The organism is Novosphingobium sp. AP12, from assembly GCF_000281975.1.
In the GTDB taxonomy this organism is placed as follows: Bacteria; Pseudomonadota; Alphaproteobacteria; order Sphingomonadales; family Sphingomonadaceae; genus Novosphingobium.
In genome coordinates this window covers 22,740-44,523 of record NZ_AKKE01000121.1, presented here as the reverse complement: position 1 = coordinate 44,523, position 21,784 = coordinate 22,740, and the positions used below count along the sequence as shown (strand labels likewise).

Here is a 21,784-nt window from a genome sequence, read left to right as displayed (position 1 = left end):
TCCTTCGCGTTCCCGTCCCGTCACGGACGCCTGCGACTTGCTTCGAAGGCCCTCAGGAGTCATAGGCGCTCCGAACGAATCTGCGCCACCGAAAGGCCCTGCGATGAAAGTCCGCGTCCACGTCAGCCTCAAGCCCGGCGTCCTCGATCCCCAGGGCCGCGCGATCCACCACTCGCTCGAGGGCCTCGGCTTCGCGGGCGTCAACGACGTGCGCGCCGGCCGCCTGTTCGAACTCGACGTGGCCGACAGCGTCTCGGACGAGGCGATCGACGACATGTGCCGCAAGCTCCTCGCCAACATGGTGATCGAGAACTACCGCATCGAGAAGGTGGCCGCCTGATGGCCTTCACCTCCGCCGTCATCACCTTCCCGGGCTCGAACTGCGACCGCGACATGGCGGTGGCGCTGGAGAAGGTGTCGGGCACCGCGCCCCACCGCGTCTGGCACGGCGACAGCGAACTGCCCGACGGACTGGACTTCATCGCCGTCCCGGGCGGCTTCTCCTACGGCGACTACCTGCGCTGCGGCGCGATCGCCTCGCGCTCGCCGATCATGAAGGCCGTGGTCGCCGCCGCGGAGCGCGGCGTGCCGGTGCTCGGCGTGTGCAACGGTTTCCAGGTGCTGACCGAGAGCGGACTGCTCCCCGGAGCGCTGCTGCGCAACGCCGGCCTGAACTTCGTCTGCCGCGAGGTCGCGCTGGAAGTCGCCAACGCGCAGTCGTTGTTCACCTCGGCCTATGAAGCCGGGCAGGTGATCCGCATCCCGGTCGCCCATCACGACGGCAACTACTTCGCCGACGAAGCCACGCTCGACCGCCTCGAGGGCGAGGGCCGTGTCGCCTTCCGCTATGCCGAGGAGGTCAACGGCTCGGCCCGTGCGATCGCCGGCCTGCTCAACGATGCGGGCAACGTGCTGGGCATGATGCCGCACCCCGAGCGCGCCATCGAGACCACCCACGGCGGCACCGACGGGCGCGGCCTATTCGAAAGCGCGATCCGGGGACTGGTGGGGGCCTGACGCCGCTTCGGTAGCCGAAATCCGTCAGGCAGCCGGTCTTGGCGGGCGTGGGTAGACGATGAAGTCGGCGTGCCGGTCGATCGTTGGTGCGGGGCCTCCGTTGGCGGCCTTGTCCGCCGCCCCGTCCACGGCTTTCTGAAGTTCGCCGATCACCGAGGGCGCCAGCGGGAGGGCGCGTTCCGAGACATGGGTCGGCGCTTCCATCGGATAGTCCTGGCCCGGCGTGGTCGTCATTTCGATATGCGCGCCCAGTAGCGCCCGGACCGGATGGGTCGCCGCGAAGGCGGCCAGCCGGTCGGCGCTGGCGCGAAAATCGCCGAACTTGTCGAGCGGCACGTAGAGCCTTCCGGGATAGAGCATGTCGCCGGAGAACAGCAGCTTCGTGCGGGCATCGTAAACCATGACGTGCGCCGGCTCGTGGCCGGGCGTCGGGATCACGTCGAGCACGCGCTTGCCAAGGTCGATGCTGCCGGTGCTGCGCGGCCAGTCCTTCACCTGAAAGAAGCTGGCGACCTGCTGGGGCGCGAGGCCGATGACGGTGGTGCGGGGGCGAGCGCGAAATTCGTCGTCGCCTTCGTGATGGTCGCCGTGGCTGTGCGAGTGCGCGACGACGAGGTCGATGGCGCGGTTGCCGTGTCTGGCCTGCCATTCGCCGATCAGCCGGTCGATCGCCGGGCGGATCTTCAGCCCGCCGGCGCCGCTGTCGATCAGCAGGGCGCGGTCCTTGCCGAACAGGAGGTAGAGGAAAGGCGCCTCGAAGTTGGTGCGGACCGACTGGCGGATGACGAAGGTGTCGGCGTCGATCTTCTGGACCTGCATCTCGGGCTCGCTTTCCGCCGTGCCGTCGATCCAGTGGTCGAAGTGGAGGGGTTTCGGCGCGGGCGCGGCGCCGACCAGCAGTGCGGCCGCGCCGAGCGGGAGGAGAGCGCGAGCGATGGTCGCGCAGGGGCGGGCGGTGGAGGCTGGCTGCATGGGGCCAGACTATGCGTTGCGGCGCGTTTGGCAAACGTTCTGTCGGGTTCGGACAGGCAGGCCGCGCTTTCCTACATGGACCGCGCCGCGGTATATCCGCTGGATGACCCGGCCCGCTGGTTTCCTCCCTCGCCACCTCGCCTTTTGCAGCGTGACAGGTGTCACTCACAAGGCGACACTTTTTTCCGCGCAAGGCGACACCTGTAACCTACAAGGCGACACCTTCGGCGCTCAAGGCGACACTTTCGGCGCGCAAGGCGACACTTTTTCGGCGCAAGGCGACACTTCCGGGGTCCAGATCGGCAGTTTCGCTCCTGGACCGTGTCAACCGTGTAAACCTGTGTCGCCTTGCGGAGTCAGGCGACGTTCTGCTTGGAAAGGTACGCCTGGCTGCGGAACAGGGCACCGGCGTCCTTGGCGGACATCGGGCGGCCGAAGAAGTAGCCCTGGATCTTGCGGCAGCCGAGCTGGCGAATGACCTGCACCTGCTGCTCGGTCTCGGCGCCTTCGGCGGTGGTCGACATGCCGAGGCTGTCGGCCATGGCGACCACGGCGCGGATGATCGCCAGGCTCTCGGCATTGCCGGTTGCAGCGCCCTGCACGAAGGAGCGGTCGACCTTGATCGTCGAGAACCGCAGCTTGCGCAGGTATCCGAGCGAGGAATACCCGGTGCCGAAGTCGTCCAGCGCCACCGCGCAGCCCAGGGCCATGATCTGCTCCAGCGCTGCGCGGGCGAGGCTGGCGTCGCGCAGGAAGATGCTCTCGGTGACCTCGATCTCGAGGCGGCTGGCGGGCAGCCCACTGGCGGACAGGGCGGTCACGACGCTGGAGACGAAGTGCTGGTCGAGCAGTTGCTCGCCCGAGACGTTGACCGCGACCCGCACATGCGTCGGCCAGTTCGTCGCCTCGCGGCATGCCTCGCGCAGGACCCATTCGCCGATCGGCACGATGAGCCGGGTGTCCTCGGCGAGCGGCACGAACTTGGCGGGGCTGACGGCGCCGTGCTCGGCATTGTTCCAGCGCAGCAGCGCCTCGAAGCTGACCACGCTCTCGCTCGTCGCGTCGACGACGGGTTGGTAGACGACGTGGAACTCGTCCTGCTCCAGCGCGCGGCGCAGCGCGAATTCCAGCTTGCGGCGCTCCTCGGCATGGGCGTGGAGCGCGGGTTCGTAAGTGCAGTGCGTGTTGCCGCCCATGTCCTTGGAGCGGTAGAGTGCAAGGTCGGCGTTGCGCATCAGGGTCTCGACGCTCGACCCGTCGCGCGGCCCCACGGCGGAACCGATCGAGGCGCCGACGAACAGGGTGTTGTGGTCGATCTCGTAGGGCTGCGACAGCCGTTGGATGACGCGCCGGGCCACCTGCTCGACATGCCTGAGGTCGGAGGCGTCGCGCACGACGATGGCGAACTCGTCGCCGCCGAGACGCCCGCACAGCTCGTTCTCGCTCATCTGCTCCTTGAGCCGCTCGGATACCCGCGCGAGCAGCTGGTCGCCGACGTGATGGCCGAGGGTGTCATTCACCGCCTTGAACCGGTCGAGGTCGATCATCAGGAAGGCGCAGCGCGTGCGCCATTTATCGGCCTGCTGGAGCGCCGTCCCCAACGTCTCGGTGACCATCATGCGGTTGGGCAGGCCGGTGAGGGTGTCGTAACGGGCGAGCCAGGCGATCTTGTCGGAATTCTCGCGCGCCTCGGTCACGTCCGAACCGACGCCGCGAAAGCCTTCGAAGACGCCGTGCTCGTTGATGCGAGGGGTACCGGAGAGCTCCCACCAGCGGGCCTGTCCGCGGATGGTGACCCGCACCAGCAGGTTGGAGAAGTGCTCGCGCCGCTTGAGCCGCTCGGCAAGGTCGTGGAGGCTGGTGGGGAACTGGCCGGTCTCCCAGGCGGGGCCAGCGATGAGCTGCACGAGCGGCACGCCCTCTGCCTCGGCAGATTCGCGGTCGAGCGCGTAGGCGAAGCGCGGCGAAACCGAACGGACGCGGCGGCCGGTATCGATCTGCCAGAGCCAGTCCGCCTGGCCTTCCTCGAACTCGCGCAGGAGCAGGGAGACGACCTCGTCCCTCTCCACCATGCCCGCCTCGGCGATCTTGGCGCCCATGTACCGCCGCGCGCCCTCGATCGCGCCGATGACGACGATCCCCATGAACAGCAGCGATATCGCGGCCATGTCATAGCTGGCCGTAAGCAGGAAATGCGCCACTGCCGACCCGCCGACGATGGCCGAGAAAGTCAGGGTGGCGACAGGCACCGCCGGAATAAGGATCACCGACGCGGCCATCAGCATGGCGAGCACCGTCCAGACCTTCACCTGCGTCTGCGGATCGATGAACAGGCCCAGCCCCCCTAGCGGGAGCGCCCAGGCAAGGCCGTTGCCGATCGAGCCGACCAGCTGCGCCTTCACCTCGTCCCGCGAGATCCGGCGGCGGTCGGCATCCGCAAGCGAGCGGTCGACGCGGTAACCGTGCCACTGCGTCACCGCGATGAGGACCAGCCAGGCACCGATGGCGGTGAGGGCGATCTTTTCCCACACCAGCATCGCCGCTGCGAGAGCCGCAACCTCATGCACCGCGATCCGCGCCAGTGTCGTCCGGCGCAGCGTCGCGTATTGCAGGCCGCGCAGCCGCGACCAGTCGCCGTCCGCTGGATCGGACAGGCCCAGCACGGCGAGAACGGGCAGTTCTCTCGGCAGGGCTTTGCTGGCGGGCGCGGCAGTGTTCACGCGCCAAGAGGTAACGGAAAAAGAGTTAGGGCTAAGTTAAGTATTGGCCACAGGGAACGGCGCCTATTCGACCGTCACGCTCTTGGCGAGATTGCGCGGCTGGTCGACGTCGGTGCCCTTCACGCAGGCGACATGGTAGGCCAGCAGCTGCACGGGGACCGCGTATACGAGCGGGGCGATCAGCGGGTGGACGCGCGGCATCTCGATCGTGGCGATGCAGCCTTCGCCGGCCTCGGCGATGCCCTCGGCGTCCGAGATCAGCACGACCTTGCCGCCGCGCGCGCGCACTTCCTGCATGTTGCTGACGGTCTTCTCGAACAGCGGGCCGGAGGGCGCGAGGACGATGACCGGCACTGCCTCGTCGATCAGCGCGATGGGACCGTGCTTCATCTCTCCGGAGGCATAACCCTCGGCATGGATGTAGCTGATCTCCTTCAGCTTGAGCGCGCCTTCCAGCGCCAGCGGATAGTCCGGGCCTCGGCCGAGGTAGAGCACGTCGCGCGCCGGGGCGATGAGGTGTGCCATCGCGGCGATTTCCTCGTCGTGGTCAAGCGCGGCGTTGAGGCTGGCCGGGGTCTGGAGGAGATGGTGGACGACCTCCATCTCCTCCGAGCGGTCCATCCGGCCGCGCTTGACCGCCAGATGCGCGGAGAGTGCGGCGAGGACGGCAAGCTGGCAGGTGAACGCCTTGGTCGAGGCGACGCCGATTTCCGGCCCGGCATGGGTGGGCAGCAGCAGGTCCGCCTCGCGCGCCATGGTGCTGGTCGGCACGTTGACGACGACGGCGATCGTCTGCCCGGCCGCCTTGCAGTGGCGCAGCGCAGCAAGGGTGTCGGCCGTCTCGCCCGACTGCGAGATGAAGAGGGCCAGGCCGCCGTCCTCGAGCACCGGGTCGCGGTACCGGAACTCGGAGGCCACGTCGATGTCGACCGGCAGGCGGGCGAAAGTCTCGATCCAGTACTTGGCGACCATGCCTGCGTAGTAGCTGGTGCCGCAGGCGACGATGGTGATGCGCTTGATCGCGCCGAGGTCGAAGTCGATCTGCGGCAAAGCTACCGACTGGTCTACCTGACGCAGGTACGAACGCAGCGTCTGGGCCACCACGGTCGGTTGCTCGAAGATCTCCTTCTGCATGAAGTGGCGGTAGTTGCCCTTCTCGATCGCGACGGCCGATGCGCCCGAGGCAACGATCTCGCGCGTCACCGGATTGTTCTCCGCGTCGTAGATCTGCGCGCCCTCGCGGGTGATGACGACCCAGTCGCCTTCTTCGAGGTAGGTAATGCGCTGGGTCAGCGTCGCGAGCGCCAGGGCGTCCGAGCCGAGATACATTTCGCCCTCGCCGTAGCCCACCACCAAGGGAGAGCCGAGGCGGGCGCCGATCAGCATGTCGGGGAAGCGGCGGAAGGCGATGGCCAGCGCGAAGGCGCCGCGAAGCTGGGGCAGGGCGGCTTTGACCGCATCCTCGGGCGATAGACCGGCTTCGACCTGCTCGGAGACGAGGTGGGCGACGACTTCGGTATCGGTCTGGCTCTCGAACGTGCGTCCGCGCGATTCGAGGGCTTCGCGCAGTGGCTTGAAGTTCTCGATGATGCCGTTGTGGACGAGCGCCAGTTCGGCGGTGGCGTGGGGGTGGGCATTGGCCGCGGTCGGTGCACCGTGGGTGGCCCAGCGTGTGTGGGCGATGCCGGTCAGGCCGGGTGCGGTATCGCGCGCCAGTTCCTTGACGAGATTGAGGAGCTTGCCCTCGGCGCGGCGGCGCACGAGCTGGCCGTCGTAGATCGTGCAGACGCCGGCGCTGTCGTAGCCGCGGTATTCCATGCGCCGCAGTCCGTCGACCAAGCGGTCCGCCACGTCTTCCTTGCCGACGATGCCGATGATGCCACACATGAGAGGGTATGCCTTATCTTAGAGGGTATAAGGGACGCGGATGCCCGGCATGCTTGCCGGAAAATCCTTGGTATTTCGTGTAACCAGGATGCGCCCGCGCACGATCGCGCTGGCGAGGATTATGGCATCGGGCGAGCGCAGGCGCGGGCGCTCCCGGCGCAGGGACGCGGCGCGGGTGGCGATTTCCTCGTCGACCTCGTCGATGGCGAAGCCCGACAGGAAAGCCTCGGTCCGCTGGAGCAGCGGCCCGTCACCCGTTGACATGATTTCGATCCAGGCCATGCGGCTGATCCACAGGCGTCGCCCTATGCTAACGGCGCGGCGCATTTCGACCCGCGCATCCGGGATGCCGCCCAGCGCGTCGATCACGATATTGGCGTCGAACGCAAAGCTCGTCACGAGGCAGGTTTCGCCCCGGCATCACTCTGGGGGACGTCCGGTTTCGGCACGCGCGGGGAAAAGGAATCAGCGCCCATGACCTTACGGTAGTGCTCATGTTCACGATCATCGACCTTGTCGAACAGGTCGGGGAATTCGGCCCGCACTTCCTCGTAGTCGTAGTCCCAGGGCCGGGCCGTCGCCGCCCGTTCGCGGCGCTGCCATTCGACGGCGTCGCCGATGTCGGTGCGGTCCTTCCATAGGCCGAAACCCCGGTCGATCCAGTCCTGCGAACCCTCGGCGCGATAGGCGCTGACGGCCTCGCGCAGGACCGAGGCGCGTGACTTGCCAAGTTCGGCGGCGCGCGCGTCGAGCCAGCGGATGTCCTCATCGGGAAGGTCTGCCAGGATGCGCGTCATGATATCGCGATATCATATCGTGATATCACTGGCAAGGTGGATGGGTCTTGAGCCATGCCGGGGACAGTGCATGCTCGGCGATGACCACGCACTGTCCCGCGCATTACGTCTTCGTCATCAATCCCCGTCGAGCATGTTGCCCAGCGAGCCCAGCAGCGAGCCTTCACCCCGGCTCTGGCCGCCGCGCGAACCTGCTGCGGCGAGCATCCGGCCGGCGAGGCGCGAGAACGGCAGCGACTGGATCCAGACCTTGCCGGGGCCGCGCAGGCGGGCGAAGAACACGCCTTCGCCGCCGAAGATCATCGACTTGACCGACCCGGCCCGGATCACGTCGAACCCGACTCCGGCGGTCATCGCGGCAACGCACCCGGTGTCGACGTGCAGTTCCTCGCCGGCGCGAAGCTCACGCTCGATCACGGTGCCGCCCATCTGGACGAAGACCCAGCCGTCCCCTTCCAACTTCTGCATGATGAAACCTTCGCCGCCGAAAAGGCCGGTCATGATCTTCTGCTGGAAGTGAATGCCGATCGAGACGCCGCGGGCCGCCGCCAGGAAGGCGTCCTTCTGGCAGATCAACTGGCCATCGACGTCGTCGAGCTTGATCGGCAGGATCGCGCCGGGGACGGGTGCGGCGAAGGAGACGCGCGCCTTGCCCGAGCCGCGATGGGTGAAGACGGTGGTGAACAGGCTCTCGCCGGTGACGAGGCGCTTGCCCGCGCCCAGCAGTTTGCCCATGAAACCGCCGCCCTGGTCGCCTGAACCATCGCCGAAGACCGTGGTCATGTCGATCGCGGCGTCCTTCCAGACCATCGCCCCGGCTTCCGCCACCGCGCTTTCGCCGGGGTCGAGTTCGATCTCGACGAACTGAAGCTCCTGGCCCTTGATCTCGAAGTCGACGTCGTCGGCGATCGAGGAACTGCGGCTGTGGCTCCAGGGACTGTTTGCCATCCATAATCTCCGTGTATTGAGCCCGTTTCGGGGGCGAATGCGATGAACGACGGTGTGATTTCGGCAAGGCGACTTGTCAAACCGCACCGGTCGGATATTCTTCACCGTTCAACGAACACTGGCCGACGATTGGCCCGTTAGAAAAGCCCCGGCACAGACCGGTGCGGCAACGGTGTTCTGGGAGAGGAAATCACGGATGAACGCAAGAATTGCGTCGACAGCACTGATTGCCCTGGCAGGGGCGGTTTCTCTGATGTTCGCAGGATCGGCGCAGGCCAGTTCGGCCGATGCGGAGCATTCCTCCGCGGTCGCGATCGCTCCGGCTGCGCTGGTCGCGGCGGCATTCGAACGCGCTGCTCCAAAATTCGACGCCCCTAAGTTCGATGCAGGCGCGGACGTGAAGCAGGGCTTCAACCTCATCCGCCGCGGCAAGCAGGAACAGGCGGTCAAGCTGTTCGACAAGGTGATCGCGCAGGGCCAGATGCACCTTGCCGGTGACACCCGGCCTCGGCTCTGCCGCCTCGGCGACGGCGCAGCCGGCGATGCTTCCGCCACGATCGATCCGGCGGTCTGCGACGCGCACTTCGGCAAAGGTTTCGCGCTGATCGACCTCGGCCGGGGCGATCTCGCCGAAGCCGAACTTGGCAAGGCAGCGCAGATGGCGCCGACCAATGCCCATTTCGCCAACGAATATGCCGAACTCTTCAAATCCCGCCGCGACTGGCAGGCGAGCTATGATGGTTTCGCCCGCGCGTGGTCGATCGTCGACAAGTCGACCACCGGTCCCGACGCATCCGTTGCAGCGCGTGCACTGCGCGGGATGGGCTTCAACAAGGCCGCGATGGGCCAGTACGACGAGGCGAAGGCGCTTTACACACAGTCGCTGCGATACGATCCGCAAAGCGAGATCGCCGTCGCCGAACTCGGCAACATTGCCCGCAAGAAGGCGATCGGTTCCTGATACCGGTACCCCGCCGCGCCCGGTGACAACCGGCGCGGCGCGGATATGACGGGCTTGGCCCCTCAGTCTTCCTTCTCGGCCTTTTTCTTCTTCATCGCGTCGTGGAAGCGGTCGGCCCAGCCGGGCTTGACCAGCTGCTCGCCGCGCACGAGGCGCAGTTCGCCGTCCGCCACGTCACGCGTCACCGCGCTGCCGGCGGCGACGATGGCATCGGCGCCGATCTTCACGGGCGCGACCAGCGCGCTATTGGAGCCGATGAAGGCGCGCTCTCCGATCACTGTCTGGTGCTTGAAGTAGCCGTCGTAGTTGCAGGTGATGGTGCCCGCGCCGATATTGGCGCCGGCTCCCACGGTCGCATCGCCAAGGTAGGTCAGGTGGTTGGCCTTGGCGCCTTCGCCCAGCACGGCGTTCTTCATCTCGACGAAGTTGCCGACCTTGGACCCGGCCCTGAGTACCGCGCCGGGGCGCAGGCGAGCATAGGGACCGATGGCGACGCCGCTTTCCAGCGTGGCGCCTTCGAGGTGCGAGAATGCATGGATCACTACATTGTCGGCGACGGTGACGCCCGGACCGAACACCACGTTGGGCTCAATGGTGACGTCGCGGCCGATCCGGGTGTCCCACGAAAAGAATACGGTTTCGGGCGCGATCAGCGTCGCACCTTGTGCCATGGCCTGGATGCGGCGCTTCGCCTGCCACCGGCCTTCCGCCTCGGCGAGTTCGCCGCGGCTGTTGATGCCGCCCACTTCGTCCGGATCGTCGGTGACGATGACCGCGCAGGCCCGGCCTTCGAGCGTGGCGATGTTGACGATGTCGACGAGGTAATACTCGCCCTGGGAATTCTCGTTGCCGACCTTGGCGAGCAGGTCGAACAGGTCCGCCGACTTCACCGCCATCAGGCCGGAATTGCAGAGGCGGCAAGCGCGCTGCTCGTCGGTGGCGTCCTTGTACTCGACCATCATCGCGATCCGCCCGTCGTCGTGGGCGAGCACGCGGCCGTACTGCAGCGGGTCCGAAGGCTGGAATCCGAGCACGACGACGGCGGGGGCGTCGGGGGCGTGGAGACGCTCGATCATCGCGCGCATAGTATCGGCGCGCACGAAGGGAACGTCGCCGTAGAGGATCAGTACGTCGCCGTCGAAGCCTGCCAGCGCCGTTTCCGCCTGCTGCACCGCGTGGCCCGTGCCGAGCTGCGGCTCTTGCACCGCGATCGTCGCGCGCATTCCGAGCGCCTTTTCCAGCTGCTCGCGCCCGTGCCCCGCAACGACGACTTGCCGCTCCGGGGCGAGGTCCTGCGCGCTCGCCAGAAGATGTTCGAGCATTGGCCGCCCGGCGATCGGGTGGAGAACCTTGTGCAGCTCGCTTTTCATGCGGGTGCCCTTGCCGGCGGCGAGAACTACGATGGCAAGCGGGGCGGCGAGAGGGGCCTGGGCGACGGGCGTACTGGCAGAAGTCATGGGTCCACTCCTGCCAGCAATTTGTTGCGGTTTCCACACCAAGCCGCCACTGCAGCGGGGATGACCTCATTTCCCTTTGAAATCGTCGGTTTCGACCTCGACGGAACCCTGCTCGACAGTCTCGGCGACCTTGCCCACGCTGTGAATCACGCGCTTTCGCTGGAGGGCCGGAGCCCGGTCCCGGTCGAGGAAGTGCGCGGCTTCGTCAGCGGAGGGGCCCGCAAGATGCTCGCCAACGCGATGCTGGCCACGGGCGGCGCGGTCGACGACGCGCGGTTCGAGGAACTGCACGACGCGCTACTCGCCTACTACGAGGCCAACATCGCGGTTGAGACTCGGCACTTCCCGGGCGGCGAGGCGATGCTCGATGAGCTGGCGGCGAGGGGCGTCAGGATCGCGGTGGTCACCAACAAGCTCGAACGCTTCGCAGTGAAGATCTTCGCGGAGCTTGGCCTGTCCGACCGCTTCTACACGGTCATCGGCGGCGACACGCTCGGCCCCGGCCGCGCCAAGCCGCGTCCCGACCTGATCGAACTGATGCTGGAACGCGGCGGCGGGGGCAGGGCAGCGTATGTCGGCGACACGACCTACGATACCCGGGCGGCGGCGGCGGCGGGCTTGCCCTGCATCGTCGTCGGCTTCGGCTTCAACGACTTCTCGGCCGAAGAATTGAACGCGGCAACCGTCATTGGGCACTTCGACGAACTGATCCCGGCGCTGGAGCGCCTGGGAGCGTAACGCCCACCCGATAACCGCGCGGGCCAAGTGGCCACGCTTGCCAGCATCCGGCGACCGTGCGAGCCCTCTTGCAAAAGAGGGAGACGAAGCGATGCCGACACCGGGTGAGAAGCTGCGCGCACTGATCGAGAACGGCGACCATTTCGTCGCCGCCGAAGCCTATAGCGCACTGACCGGGCGCATCGTCGAGCATGTCGGCTTCAAGGCGGCCTATCTGGGCGGCCATGCCTGCTCGGCGTTCCATTATGCAGTGCCGGACAACGGCAGCTTCAGCCAGATCGAGCAGATCGACCAGGCCGGTCGCATCGCCCAGGCCATGTCCATCCCGCTCATCGCTGACGCCGACACGCTGGGCGAGACCGTGGCCGACGCCTATCGCCTGACGAAGATGTATGTCGCCGCCGGGATCGCCGGTTATCACGTCGAGGACGAGGTCAATCCCAAGCACTCCAATCACGTCAACGGCCTGTGCTCGATCGAGGAGATGCAGTGCCGGATCGAGGCGGGCGTGAAGGCGCGGGGCGATTCGGGGCTTGTCATCATCGCGCGCTGCGACGAACTCTACACCAGCGCTAACGGCGGCGGGGGCACCGGCTCGATCGAGGAGACGATCCGCCGCGCCCATGCCTACGTCGAGGCTGGCGCCGACGCGATCGTCTTCGCCAGCGCGCCGCCGGAGCAGCAGGCCGAGGTGATCCCCCACGTGAAGATCCCCGTCTGCACGCTCGGCTTCAATCTGCCGGATACTCGGTTCACGCTGTCGACCGGGTGGGGCTGGGTCTCGGCGGCCGTCAACCATCTCAAGATGGCGCGCGAACTGATGGAGACGGGCGGCGTCGCCAGCGCCATGAGCGCCTTCACCAACTTCCCCGAGAAGTACGACCTGATCGACCAGAACCTCTACGACGAACTCATCGTCGACTGGGCTGAGCGGACCGGCAAACCGACGAGGCCCAACCACGCACGGTGATCACTTCGGGGCTGCGACGCCCTCCGGCAGTACCAGCACCTCGAGCCCGGCATCGGGCGCGAGGTAGCGCGTCGCCATCGCCTGAACGTCCGCCGGGGTGAGGGCCAGGAGGCGGCCTTTGGCCTGCTCGAAGCGCTCGATCTGATCGGGCTGGGTCTGGGCGCGGTCGACCAGCGCCATCCAGCCACCGTTGCTCTTGAGCGCGTTCTGCAATCCCTCGACGAGCGGCTGGCGGGCGCGGCGAAGGATGTCATCGCTCACTGGAGCGGAGCGCAGTTCGCTCACCACCTGCCGGATCGCGGCGCGGGTCGCAGGCACTTCGGAGACTTCGACCGAAGCATTGACGGTGAACGTGCCGTAGCCCTTCCATTCGTGCGAAAGATAGCTCGACGCGGAGGGCGAGTAGGCCTCGCCCAGCGCCTCGCGCAGCTGGTCGGTCAGCTCGACCCGCATGACCCGTTCCAGCATCTCGAGGGCCAGCGTCTCCACCGGGTCGCTATCATCGCGCGTTGGCCAGGTGATCCGCAGCAGCGCCTGGTCTGCGGGGCCCGTATGCCGGATCACGCGGGGCTTACGATCGTTGGTGAAGGGGCGGGCGGGCTGGTCGTCGTAGTCCCGGAAGCCGGGTTCGCGCGCGGGCAAGGCACCCAGCGTCGCGGCGACGAGGGCGATCGTCCGGTCCTCATCGATGTCGCCGACCACGCCGACCTCGATCGCGCCATGTTGCAGCCGGTCGCCGATATCCGTCTGAAGCCGCGCGTACGTGAGTTGCCTGTAATCCTCCACCTTCTGCAGGCTGAAGCGCGGATCGTCGTCCGACAGGATCGCGCCGAGGTCCGCCTGCAGCGCCGAACCCGGCGTGGCGCGGGCCTGCGCGAAATAGTTGTTGATCTGCTGCCGGTACTGCACCTCGCCCTCCTGCCGGTAGCCGGGAGCGGTCACCAGCGCTGTGAGCAGCTGGAGCTGCAGTTCGAGATCGCGCGGCGTGGTGGCGACCTGCGAATCGAAACTGGACGCCCCGCGCGAAAGCCCGAACCCGACCGTCCGCCCGGCCAGGATCGAATCGAGATCATCACGGCTGTGCAGGGCAAGGCCGCCTTCGTCGAGGTACGGCGTCATCTCGCTCGCCAGCGGATTGGCGCGGGTGGAGAGCCGGTCGCCGCCGTCGATCGCAAGGCTGACGCGCACGCGGTCGGTTTCGAGATCGGTCTTCCTGAGGTTGAGCATGACGCCGTTGGCGAAACGGACCTCCCGTATGCCGAGGTCGGGCGTGCGGGCGTCGCTCACCACTTCGCCCGGCTTTCCGAAGTCGGTGTAGGCGAACTGCGTGGCGGCGCTGGTCGTTTCGCGGGCGATCTTCGCATGCGTGACCTTGCGCCACGTCTCGCGCAGCGCGGCCTCGCCGCCATCGGGTGCCCGCCGCCCCTGGAAGCGGATCAGCGGCTTGTCCAGCGCCACAGCCTCCCGCTTCATCGCCGCGAGCACGGCCGTCGGCGTGATCTGCGGCGCCAAAGCCTCGAAGCGGTCGCGGGCGGACTGCGGGGTGGAGGGTACCAGCTCGTCATCGACAAGCGAGAGCGCCAGCTGCGCCAGCGCGGCGTTGCTGCGCGTCGCGGCAGAGCCCGCGGCATTGGCGAGCGCCGTGCGGATCTGCGCGACCTGCTCGGCCACTTCGCCGAGCTGGAAGCCGTAGGTCAGCGCGCGCCGGTATTCGCGTCCGGCCGCGTCAAGCCCGGCGCGCCACTTGCCGTCGACGGTGTCGATGATCAGGCGGGTCGATCGCCCTGCCTCGAACACATCGCCGGTGCCGAAGCCGGCGCCGCGGAACGGCGGCTCGGCCGTGCGCGAGAGACGCTGGAGGCGGCGGTTGACGATATCGTATCCGATCGAGCGCAGCAGCCCTTCGCGGCGCTGGGCGATGCTGTCGGGTTCGTCCCGGTACTTGCCGTTGCGCTGTACGGTGACACGCTCGGCCAGCGCCGGGTCGAGATAGATTTCAGCGCGGTCCCGGTCTTTGGGAAGGATGGGGCCGGCATCCGGCTGGGGTTCAGCGGAGGCGCCGCTCCAGTCGTTGAAGTGGCGCACGATCCCGGCCTCGACCGCGTCGACATCGAAGTCGCCGACGATCACCAGCGTGACGTGCGAGGGGACGTATTCGCGCTCGTAGAAGGCACGCAGGGTGGCCGCCGTGGCGGCGTTCAGGGTCTGGGTCGTGCCGATCGGGAAGCGCTCGGCATAGCGCGCGCCGGGGTAGAAGAACTTGGTCGAGCCGATCGTGTTGCGCAGCGACCACGAGTTGCGATCGCGCATTTCGGCGAGCACCACGCCGCGTTCCCGGTCGATCGCGGCCTGGGAGATCGTCAGGTTGCTTGCCGTTTCGCGCATCAGCATGAGCGCTGTGTCGAGGAGGGCCGGGTCGGCGCGGGGCAGATCGAGCTTGTAGAGCGTGCGGTCGAACCCGGTGGAAGCATTGGTGTCGGCCCCGAAGGCAAGCCCCTCGCGCTCGAGCAGCGGGATCATCTGGCCCTCGGGTACGCGCGCCGAGCCGTTGAACGCCATGTGCTCGACGAAGTGGGCGAAACCCTGTTCCTGTTCCGTCTCGTCCAGCGATCCGGCTTCCACATCCATACGCACGATGCCGGTGCCGGCGGGGGTGGCATTGTGGCGGATGACGTAGCGCAGCCCGTTGGAGAGCCGGCCGAAGCGGAAGTCGCGGTCGAGCGGAACGTCGCTGTGCTCGAAAGCCCAGGCCGTGTCGCTCTGGGCGGGTCGGTCCTTCGCGGCCAGCGGCAAGGGCGCCAGCACGAGCAGGGTCGCAATCAGGAAACCTCTCATCGGGGCAAGGAGTGCCCCGATGCGTACGGGTTGGCAAGGGGCGTGGGACCGCGGCGCCCGGTTACTTGCCCTTGCCGCCCACGCCCTTGAGGTAGGCTTCCATGCCCTTGATGTAGTCGGGATTCAGCATCAGCGCACTGTTGGCCATGCGCTCAACGTGCCGCGAGGAATCGCGGCCGACTTCTGCGCAGAGGTCGATCGCGACCTTGGCGGCGCCCATCTGCTCGCCGTTCTGCTTGGCGAGATGACGGCAGAAATCCATGACTTCAGCCTCGAACGTCTCGTCTTCGTATACCTGGTGGACGAGGCCCATGGTGAAGGCCATGTCGGCACTGGCGGGCTTGTTCGCCATGATGAGCCAGCGCGCCCAGTGCGGGCCGCACAGCCGCGTCAGGCGCGAAACGCCGCCGGACGCGGGGAGTACGCCAAACAGCCCCTCGGGGAAGGCGTATCCTGCACTTTTCGCGGCGAGCCGGAAGTCGCACGATAGGCTCATTTCCAGCCCGCCGCCCACGCACATCGCATGGTGCGCGACGACGATGGGCTTTTCCACGTGCTCCATCTCGTCCCACAACTGCTGCATGTTGTTGAGGTTGAGGCGGTGGTTCTCGCGGATTTTGCTCGCGGTGTTGGCGGCGACGTTGGCCAGCGACGGAATGTTGCGATTGCCGCCGCGCAGGTCCGCGCCCGAACTGAAATAGCGCCCGGCGGACCGGATCAGCATGACCTTGAGTTCGCTCGTTTCGCGCAGGCGCAGGACGGCCTCGGTCAGCCCGTCCATCATCTCCCGGCTGATGGCGTTGAGCTTGTCCGGCCGGTTGAGAGTGGCGATGAGGATGCCGTCGGTCTCCTCGGTCAGCAGGTGCGGCGCTTCTTCGGTCATCTTTATTTCCCCATCAACCACGCGTGCGCGGCAGGCCCAGCCCGCGTTCGGCGACCATCGAGCGGTGCACCTCGCTGGTGCCGCCGTAGATCGTCGTGCCGGCGGCATGGCGATAGCACTGGTTGAGGAAACCGGCAGGCCCTTCGCGCTTGGACAGTGAAACCGGCGCGGTCAGGTCGAGCAGGTCGCGGCTGTCGCTGAGGAACTTCTCGGACGAGTACATCTTCGACATCGGGCCGAAACCGAAGTTGGGCTTCTTCTCCACGCTCGACCACTGTGCGCGGTAAGTCAGCATGTCCGAGATCCACAGGTGCGCGACGCTGCGGGCGAGGCGGCACTGGGTGCGCACTTCGCCGGTGATGCCGAGGTCCTCGGTCAGCGCTTCGGCCGCCTCGATCATCGCCTTCATGACCTTGGAGAAGCCGCCGCCGTGTTCCAGTTCGAGCGCGGCGCTCATCGTCTTCACGCCGCCGTCGATTTCGCCCAGGCGCCACGAATCGGGGATCACCACGCCGTCGTAGAAGGTGATGTTGGTGCGCTCGTCCTGGAAGGTGTGGACGGCCTGGACGGTGACGCCCTCGGTCTTGAGCGGCACGATGAACATCGTCAGGCCCTTGTGCTTGGGCACGTCGGGATTGGTCCGCGTGAGCATCAGCACGTAGCTGGAGAGGTTGGCGCCGCTGGTCCACATCTTGGTGCCGTCGATGCGCCAGGAGCCATCTTCCTGCTGCGTGGCCTTGCACTGCGCGGCGAAGACGTCGGAGCCGCAGGAGGGTTCGGAATAGCCCAGCGAGCACAGCACGTCACCGCCGGTGATCTTCGGCAGAACCTCGGCCTTGAGTTCGTCGCTGCCGTACTTGTCGATCATCATCGCGACCATGGCCGCGACGTTGGCGCCGGGGGTGTTGTAGCCCTGACGCTCCATCTCGCCCATCGCGGCGATGCGTGCATAGGGCGTGATGTTGCGGCCCGAGAGGTGCTCGGGCAGGCCGGGAAACAGCAGGCTGTGCTCGGCCAGCATCTTGTGGACTTCGGGGACGTAGCCTTCCCAGGAATAGTGGAACTTCGCCTTCATTTCCGGCGTCACCTTGGTGGCGAACAGCTCGGCGATCTCGGCGCAGACGGCGCGGGCCTCGTCGCCGAGGTCGAAGTCGAGCGGGACTTCGCCGGAGGCGGGCAGGGCGGCCTTTTCACCGGCGTAGAGGCGGCGGCCGGCTTCTTCCAGCGCAAGAGCGGGATCGCCGGCGACCAGCGGCCAGCCTTTGGCGCGCAGGTTGTAGAGGTGGATGTCGTACTCGCTCGACAGGCCGAAGCCGCCGAAGGTGTGCAGCCCCTGCGCGACCGCGCGGGCGGCGGCGTCGCAGGCGTACCAGTAGGCGAGCGAGATCGTCGCGCCCGCTTCGTCGGAAGCATCGTAGATGTCGCGGATGGCCTTCCAGGCGAGGAACTTCGCGCCGTCCACGTCGCACAGCAGGTCGGCGAGGGGGTGCGAGATGCCCTGGAAAGTGCCGATGAGCTGGCCGAAGGCCTTGCGCTCGCCTGCGTATTCGGCGGCCATCTTGAGCGCCTGGCGCCCGATGCCGGAAAGGCCGACGGCGATGTAAAGCTTCCACTCCTCCAGCGCGGCGGCGAACAGGGCAAGCGCCTCCTCGCCCGAGGCGAGCACGGTGGTCCCACCGGCGCCGAGGTCGATTTCGGCGATCGGCGTGGTTGCGAGGTTTGCCTCGCCCTTGCCGGCCACCGTCACCAGCACGATGTCGGACCCGCGCCGGGCGACAACGGCCTTTGCCACCGCTCCGCCGGCGATCCACTGCACCGGCTTGTCGGCCACGTCGTGCATGGCGATGGTCACCACCGTCTCACCGCCGATCGCTGCTTCGAGCAGGTCGTTCTGACCGCCGAGCTGGCCCAGCAGCCTCGTCGCGACCAGCGCTTCGGCGAGCGGGCCGGAGACCAGCGTGCGGCCGGCCTCCTCCATCAGCAGCGCCGCATCGAACAGGCCCAGATCCATGCCGCCGGCATCCTCTGGCACGCGCATCGCGAAGGCGCCCAGGTCGGCGAGGCCGCTCCACAGCGCTTGGTCGAAGCCATCGGTCTCCTGCGCCTTGCGGACCCGCACGGTGCTGGAATGCTCGTCGAGAAAGCGCGCGAAGGTGTCGCGCATCATTTCCTGTTCGTCGGTGAGGTCGAAGTTCATGGCAGACTTTCCCGGGGCTTATCGTTGTCGGCTCAGCTTACGCAGGTGCGCTTCACCTACGGTCCTGAACACAGGTCGCAGGGGCGTTCAATCCACCTTCCACGGCAATCGCGGGCGCGATGCGGAAGGCGTTTTCGGGCAGGCCCCGGCACCTCGCGGGGCAAGGCGCAAGTTCCCGTTCGGGGAGTGCAATCGCACATGCGATGGCTGGCTCTGAGGGCGGGGCCGTATGGCAAGCGGGCCGCGACAAGGATAGTCTGCGCTATCCCGGTGCAGCCATGAAATGAGGAGCGCGGTGATCCGTCCATTGCCCGACTTTGGCCTCCCGTGCGCCCGGCGCTTCGCATGATCGCCTGCGCCGTTCCCGACGTGTTCACGGTGCCCGGCTATCGGCGCGTCATCCGCATCGAACCCGGCGACGGCCGGATACGGGCGCTGCTGGAGGACGACCTGCACGCAATGGTGGTCGAGCTTCGTCACGCCGGCGAGCGGGTCACGGGCATCGACGCCTACATGGACCGCATCCCCTGGACGACCTGCCCCGGCGCCGAGCGCGTGCTGCGCGATACCTTCATCGGCCTGCCTCTGGCCGAAGTCACGGCGCGGCGCGACAAGCAGGCGAACTGCACCCACCTTCACGACCTTGCCGTGCTCGCCGCGGCCCATGCGGGAGACACGGGGCCGAGCGAATACACTTTTGCCGTCAGCGATCCGTGCCGCGGTGAGCGGATCCTCGAAGTGCGCCGCAACGGCGCCACGGTCCAGCGCTGGACCGAGCAGGACGGGATGCTGACCGAACCAGAGGCGCTCACGGGCCAGTCGCTGTTGACCCTGCGCGACTGGATCGGCGGGCTGTCCGGGGCGCCGCAGGAGGCGGCCCGCATGCTCCAGTGGGCGGGCCTCGTCGCGCATGGTCGCACCTTGTCCGACACGGACAAACATGCCGCGCTGTTTCACCGTCCGAGTTGCTTTACCATGCAGCCCGGGAACGTGGAGCACGCCGAGAAGGCGGCGCCGACGAAGGACTTCAGCTCCGGCGCAATGCGCCCGCTCGATGGCCTGCGTGAAAGGTTTGAGCTCAGTCGAAGCTAACAAGAAGAACCCGGGGAAGAACAACCGGCATCAACCGCCGCAGATGGGAGACGAGAGATGGAAATGAACGACATGGTGATCATCAGCGTGGATGATCACATCAGCGAGCCGCCCGACATGTTCAAGAACCACCTGTCCGGCGACCTGCTCGAATCCGCGCCCAGGATGGTCAAGGACGAGAACGGCAAGGACGTATGGGTGTACCAGGGCCAGAGCTTCGCCTCGGTGGCGCTGAACGCCGTCGTCGGTCGTCCCTTCGAGGAATACGGCATGGAGCCGACCTCGCTCGACCAGCTGCGCGAGGGCGTCTACATGGTCGATGAGCGCGTCAAGGACATGGACGTCAACGGCATCGCCGCCTCGCTGAACTTTGGATCCGTGTTCGACTTCGCCGGCGGCCGCCTCCACCGCGTCCCCGACAAGGCGCTCGCGGTCAAGCACGTCAGCGCCTATAATGACTGGCACATCGACGAGTGGTGCGGCGCCCATCCGGGCCGCTTCATCCCCTGCGCCATCCTCCCCACATGGGACATGGACGCGACGATCGCCGAGCTAAAGCGCGTCACCGACAAGGGCTGCCACACCGTCTCGATCAGCGAGAACCCGACGTGCCAGGGCCTGCCCAGCATCCACAATGAATACTGGGATCCGTTCTACAAGGCGATCACCGACCTCGACATGACGATCTGCATCCACATCGGCGGCGGCAATCCGGCGCCGCATGCCTCGATGGAGACGCCGATCGAGGCGTGGATCTCGACCATGCCGATGACCATCGCCTATGCCGCATCGGACTGGCTGCAGCTCGAGGCGCTGCACAAGTATCCCGACATGCGCATCGCCCTGTCCGAAGGCTCGATCGGCTGGGTGCCCTACTTCACCGAGCGCGCGGACTTTTCGAACTCGCGCCACAAGTACTGGACCAACTCGCGCTTCCAGCACCTGAAGCCGAGCGAGATGTTCAAGCGCCACTTCCTCAATTGCTTCATCGACGACGCCTTCGGCCTGCAGAACGTCAAGTTCATCGGCGAGGACAACATCGCCTACGAGTGCGATTACCCTCACTCCGACACGCTCTGGCCCGAAGTGCCCGAGCGGCTGTGGCCGACGATCAACCACCTGACCGACGCGCAGATCGACAAGATCACCCATGGTAACGCCATGCGCTGGTTCCGCTTCGATCCGTTCCAGCACCACGCCAAGGCGGACCTGACGGTCGGTGCCCTGCGCGCCAAGGCCAAGGCGGAAGGGGTCGATATTACCCCCAAGTCGTCGCTGGGCGAGCGTCCGCTCGAGGAAGGCGACGTCCGGCCGGTCACGTCGGGCGACATCATGAAAATGTTCATGCGCCACGAAGACGCGGATCGCATGAGCCGCATGGCCGGGCAGGAGGCTTAAGCAGAAAAAAGAAAGGGCCCCGCGAGATGTCTCGCGAGGCCCTTTCCCGTTGGGTCTTTGGAACTGGTCAGGCGGCGTGCGAGAACTGCTCGACCGAGGACTGCGGGTGCTGCGGTGCCGGGTCGGGCAGGCAGGCCATCATGGCGTCGCGCAGGCACTGGAACAGCGCCTCGGGGTTCACCTTGTCGTCCTTGCCGTAGACCACGCTGATGACCAGCGGGTGGCCGTCGGGCTGGCGCGGGACGAGGCCGCTGAGCGCATCGGCGCCGGTGCCGAAACCGGCCGGGCCGAACAGGTGGCGCGGTTCACGGCACGCGTCGATCCGGGCCATCATTTCCGAGAAGGCGAACTTGCCCTGCTCTTCGGCTTCGGCGTTAAGGCGGCGGACCATGCCTTCGCAGCGCTGGCGCGCCACGGTGGACAGCATCAGCCAGCCGGCGGCGCTGCGGGCGAGCGGTTCCTTGACGCCGCCCGCGAGTTCGCGGGTCGCGGCGAGGGCGCGCGGGCCATGGCGCCAGTTGACGATCTGGGCGTCGAGCCCGACCATCGAGTGCAGCGCGACCGAAAGGCCGGTCTGCGCTACGAGGCGGTCCATGAGGCGCACGATGCGCCCGTCACGCACCAACTCTGGCTGGCCGGACGTGCCGATCAGCGCGGCGCGGGGCGTCAGGCTGTAGGCGCGCGAGTAGGGATCCTTGTGAAGCAGGCCCAGTTCGACCAGGCTCGAAAGCAGCTCCGACGTGCTCGACTGCGGGCGGTTGTAGCGACGGACGATATCCATGACGGTCGCTTCCCGGTGGGCGTCGTCGAAGTACTCCAGTACCTCGATGACCCGCCGCGCGATCTTTGCCTTGTTCGATGACGATGACGTCTTTCCAGACATGAGGTCTCTCCTCCCTCTGCTTGGTTGAT

General features: G+C 66.9%; 18 protein-coding genes. 7 read left to right on the top strand and 11 right to left on the bottom strand.

The window, feature by feature from the left end; translation table 11 throughout:
• Positions 1–103 precede the first annotated feature (103 nt).
• Both purS and purQ read left to right on the top strand, forming a co-directional pair.
• Positions 104–340, top strand: a complete 237-nt coding sequence (purS, locus tag PMI02_RS16070; RefSeq protein WP_007684732.1) for a phosphoribosylformylglycinamidine synthase subunit PurS — start codon at positions 104–106, stop codon at positions 338–340.
• A complete protein-coding gene (gene purQ / locus PMI02_RS16065; protein WP_007684731.1) occupies positions 340–1,017 on the top strand; it encodes a phosphoribosylformylglycinamidine synthase subunit PurQ in 678 nt (225 codons plus the stop codon). The genes purS and purQ overlap by 1 nt, the downstream gene beginning before the upstream one ends.
• Before the next feature lie 24 nt (positions 1,018–1,041).
• On the opposite strand, the gene PMI02_RS16060 is transcribed toward purQ, so the two are convergent.
• The 6 genes from PMI02_RS16060 to PMI02_RS16035 form a co-directional block, all read right to left on the bottom strand.
• Positions 1,042–1,989: an MBL fold metallo-hydrolase gene (locus PMI02_RS16060; protein ID WP_007684728.1), complete on the bottom strand. Its 948-nt coding sequence runs from the start codon at positions 1,987–1,989 to the stop codon at positions 1,042–1,044.
• A 356-nt stretch (positions 1,990–2,345) separates the two neighbouring features.
• Positions 2,346–4,709 carry a bifunctional diguanylate cyclase/phosphodiesterase gene (locus PMI02_RS16055; protein WP_007684726.1) on the bottom strand — a complete coding sequence of 788 codons (2,364 nt, stop codon included), beginning with the start codon at positions 4,707–4,709 and terminating at the stop codon, positions 2,346–2,348.
• A gap of 63 nt (positions 4,710–4,772) precedes the next feature.
• A complete protein-coding gene (gene glmS / locus PMI02_RS16050; RefSeq protein WP_007684724.1) occupies positions 4,773–6,596 on the bottom strand; it encodes a glutamine--fructose-6-phosphate transaminase (isomerizing) in 1,824 nt (607 codons plus the stop codon).
• A gap of 18 nt (positions 6,597–6,614) precedes the next feature.
• A complete protein-coding gene (locus PMI02_RS16045; protein WP_007684723.1) occupies positions 6,615–6,995 on the bottom strand; it encodes a PIN domain-containing protein in 381 nt (126 codons plus the stop codon).
• Entirely contained in the window at positions 6,992–7,393 is a 402-nt protein-coding gene (locus PMI02_RS16040) for a ribbon-helix-helix protein, CopG family (protein ID WP_007684719.1), read from the bottom strand. Before PMI02_RS16040 ends, PMI02_RS16045 begins: the two co-directional genes overlap by 4 nt.
• Positions 7,394–7,510: 117 nt before the next feature.
• The gene (locus PMI02_RS16035; RefSeq protein WP_007684718.1) at positions 7,511–8,341 is read right to left on the bottom strand and encodes an AIM24 family protein; all 831 of its coding nucleotides are present in this window, start codon (positions 8,339–8,341) and stop codon (positions 7,511–7,513) included.
• Positions 8,342–8,594: 253 nt separating this feature from the next.
• On the opposite strand from PMI02_RS16035, the gene PMI02_RS16030 reads away from it, so the two are divergent.
• Complete coding sequence (locus tag PMI02_RS16030; RefSeq protein ID WP_157222551.1) at positions 8,595–9,302, top strand: tetratricopeptide repeat protein; 708 nt, start codon at positions 8,595–8,597, stop codon at positions 9,300–9,302.
• A 62-nt stretch (positions 9,303–9,364) separates the two neighbouring features.
• On the opposite strand, the gene glmU is transcribed toward PMI02_RS16030, so the two are convergent.
• Positions 9,365–10,759: a bifunctional UDP-N-acetylglucosamine diphosphorylase/glucosamine-1-phosphate N-acetyltransferase GlmU gene (gene glmU, locus PMI02_RS16025; RefSeq protein WP_007684712.1), complete on the bottom strand. Its 1,395-nt coding sequence runs from the start codon at positions 10,757–10,759 to the stop codon at positions 9,365–9,367.
• A gap of 60 nt (positions 10,760–10,819) precedes the next feature.
• Here glmU and PMI02_RS16020 point away from each other — a divergent pair, with 60 nt between their 5' ends.
• Entirely contained in the window at positions 10,820–11,497 is a 678-nt protein-coding gene (locus PMI02_RS16020; RefSeq protein ID WP_007684710.1) for an HAD-IA family hydrolase, read from the top strand.
• Positions 11,498–11,588: 91 nt separating this feature from the next.
• A complete protein-coding gene (locus PMI02_RS16015; RefSeq protein ID WP_007684709.1) occupies positions 11,589–12,467 on the top strand; it encodes an oxaloacetate decarboxylase in 879 nt (292 codons plus the stop codon).
• Here the strand turns inward: PMI02_RS16015 and PMI02_RS16010 are convergent, their stop codons facing one another.
• The 3 genes from PMI02_RS16010 to PMI02_RS16000 form a co-directional block, all read right to left on the bottom strand.
• Entirely contained in the window at positions 12,468–15,302 is a 2,835-nt protein-coding gene (locus PMI02_RS16010) for a pitrilysin family protein (RefSeq protein ID WP_007684707.1), read from the bottom strand.
• Positions 15,303–15,363: 61 nt separating this feature from the next.
• Entirely contained in the window at positions 15,364–16,185 is an 822-nt protein-coding gene (locus tag PMI02_RS16005) for an enoyl-CoA hydratase/isomerase family protein (protein WP_007684705.1), read from the bottom strand.
• 13 nt (positions 16,186–16,198) lie between these two features.
• Positions 16,199–18,382 carry an acyl-CoA dehydrogenase gene (locus tag PMI02_RS16000; RefSeq protein ID WP_007684704.1) on the bottom strand — a complete coding sequence of 728 codons (2,184 nt, stop codon included), beginning with the start codon at positions 18,380–18,382 and terminating at the stop codon, positions 16,199–16,201.
• A gap of 345 nt (positions 18,383–18,727) precedes the next feature.
• Here PMI02_RS16000 and PMI02_RS15995 point away from each other — a divergent pair, with 345 nt between their 5' ends.
• Positions 18,728–19,474, top strand: a complete 747-nt coding sequence (locus tag PMI02_RS15995; RefSeq protein WP_007684702.1) for a DUF2889 domain-containing protein — start codon at positions 18,728–18,730, stop codon at positions 19,472–19,474.
• 57 nt (positions 19,475–19,531) lie between these two features.
• On the top strand, positions 19,532–20,872 hold the full coding sequence (locus tag PMI02_RS15990; RefSeq protein ID WP_007684700.1) for an amidohydrolase family protein: 1,341 nt from the start codon (positions 19,532–19,534) through the stop codon (positions 20,870–20,872).
• Positions 20,873–20,939: 67 nt separating this feature from the next.
• Here PMI02_RS15990 and PMI02_RS15985 read toward each other — a convergent pair whose 3' ends face one another.
• Positions 20,940–21,755 (bottom strand): helix-turn-helix domain-containing protein, encoded by an 816-nt coding sequence (locus PMI02_RS15985; RefSeq protein ID WP_007684697.1) that lies wholly within the window; start codon positions 21,753–21,755, stop codon positions 20,940–20,942.
• Positions 21,756–21,784: the final 29 nt, after the last annotated feature.

Excerpts from the sequence above, each read along its gene's own strand:
- purS (WP_007684732.1), top strand. The coding sequence starts at position 104 with ATGAAAGTCCGCGTCCACGTCAGCCTCAAGCCCGGCGTCCTCGATCCC.
- purQ (WP_007684731.1), top strand. The coding sequence starts at position 340 with ATGGCCTTCACCTCCGCCGTCATCACCTTCCCGGGCTCGAACTGCGAC.
- PMI02_RS16060 (WP_007684728.1), bottom strand. The coding sequence starts at position 1,989 with ATGCAGCCAGCCTCCACCGCCCGCCCCTGCGCGACCATCGCTCGCGCT.
- glmS (WP_007684724.1), bottom strand. The coding sequence starts at position 6,596 with ATGTGTGGCATCATCGGCATCGTCGGCAAGGAAGACGTGGCGGACCGC.
- PMI02_RS16040 (WP_007684719.1), bottom strand. The coding sequence starts at position 7,393 with ATGACGCGCATCCTGGCAGACCTTCCCGATGAGGACATCCGCTGGCTC.
- PMI02_RS16035 (WP_007684718.1), bottom strand. The coding sequence starts at position 8,341 with ATGGCAAACAGTCCCTGGAGCCACAGCCGCAGTTCCTCGATCGCCGAC.
- PMI02_RS16030 (WP_157222551.1), top strand. The coding sequence starts at position 8,595 with ATGTTCGCAGGATCGGCGCAGGCCAGTTCGGCCGATGCGGAGCATTCC.
- glmU (WP_007684712.1), bottom strand. The coding sequence starts at position 10,759 with ATGACTTCTGCCAGTACGCCCGTCGCCCAGGCCCCTCTCGCCGCCCCG.
- PMI02_RS16020 (WP_007684710.1), top strand. The coding sequence starts at position 10,820 with ATGACCTCATTTCCCTTTGAAATCGTCGGTTTCGACCTCGACGGAACC.
- PMI02_RS16015 (WP_007684709.1), top strand. The coding sequence starts at position 11,589 with ATGCCGACACCGGGTGAGAAGCTGCGCGCACTGATCGAGAACGGCGAC.
- PMI02_RS16010 (WP_007684707.1), bottom strand. The coding sequence starts at position 15,302 with ATGAGAGGTTTCCTGATTGCGACCCTGCTCGTGCTGGCGCCCTTGCCG.
- PMI02_RS16005 (WP_007684705.1), bottom strand. The coding sequence starts at position 16,185 with ATGACCGAAGAAGCGCCGCACCTGCTGACCGAGGAGACCGACGGCATC.
- PMI02_RS16000 (WP_007684704.1), bottom strand. The coding sequence starts at position 18,382 with ATGAACTTCGACCTCACCGACGAACAGGAAATGATGCGCGACACCTTC.
- PMI02_RS15995 (WP_007684702.1), top strand. The coding sequence starts at position 18,728 with ATGATCGCCTGCGCCGTTCCCGACGTGTTCACGGTGCCCGGCTATCGG.
- PMI02_RS15990 (WP_007684700.1), top strand. The coding sequence starts at position 19,532 with ATGGAAATGAACGACATGGTGATCATCAGCGTGGATGATCACATCAGC.
- PMI02_RS15985 (WP_007684697.1), bottom strand. The coding sequence starts at position 21,755 with ATGTCTGGAAAGACGTCATCGTCATCGAACAAGGCAAAGATCGCGCGG.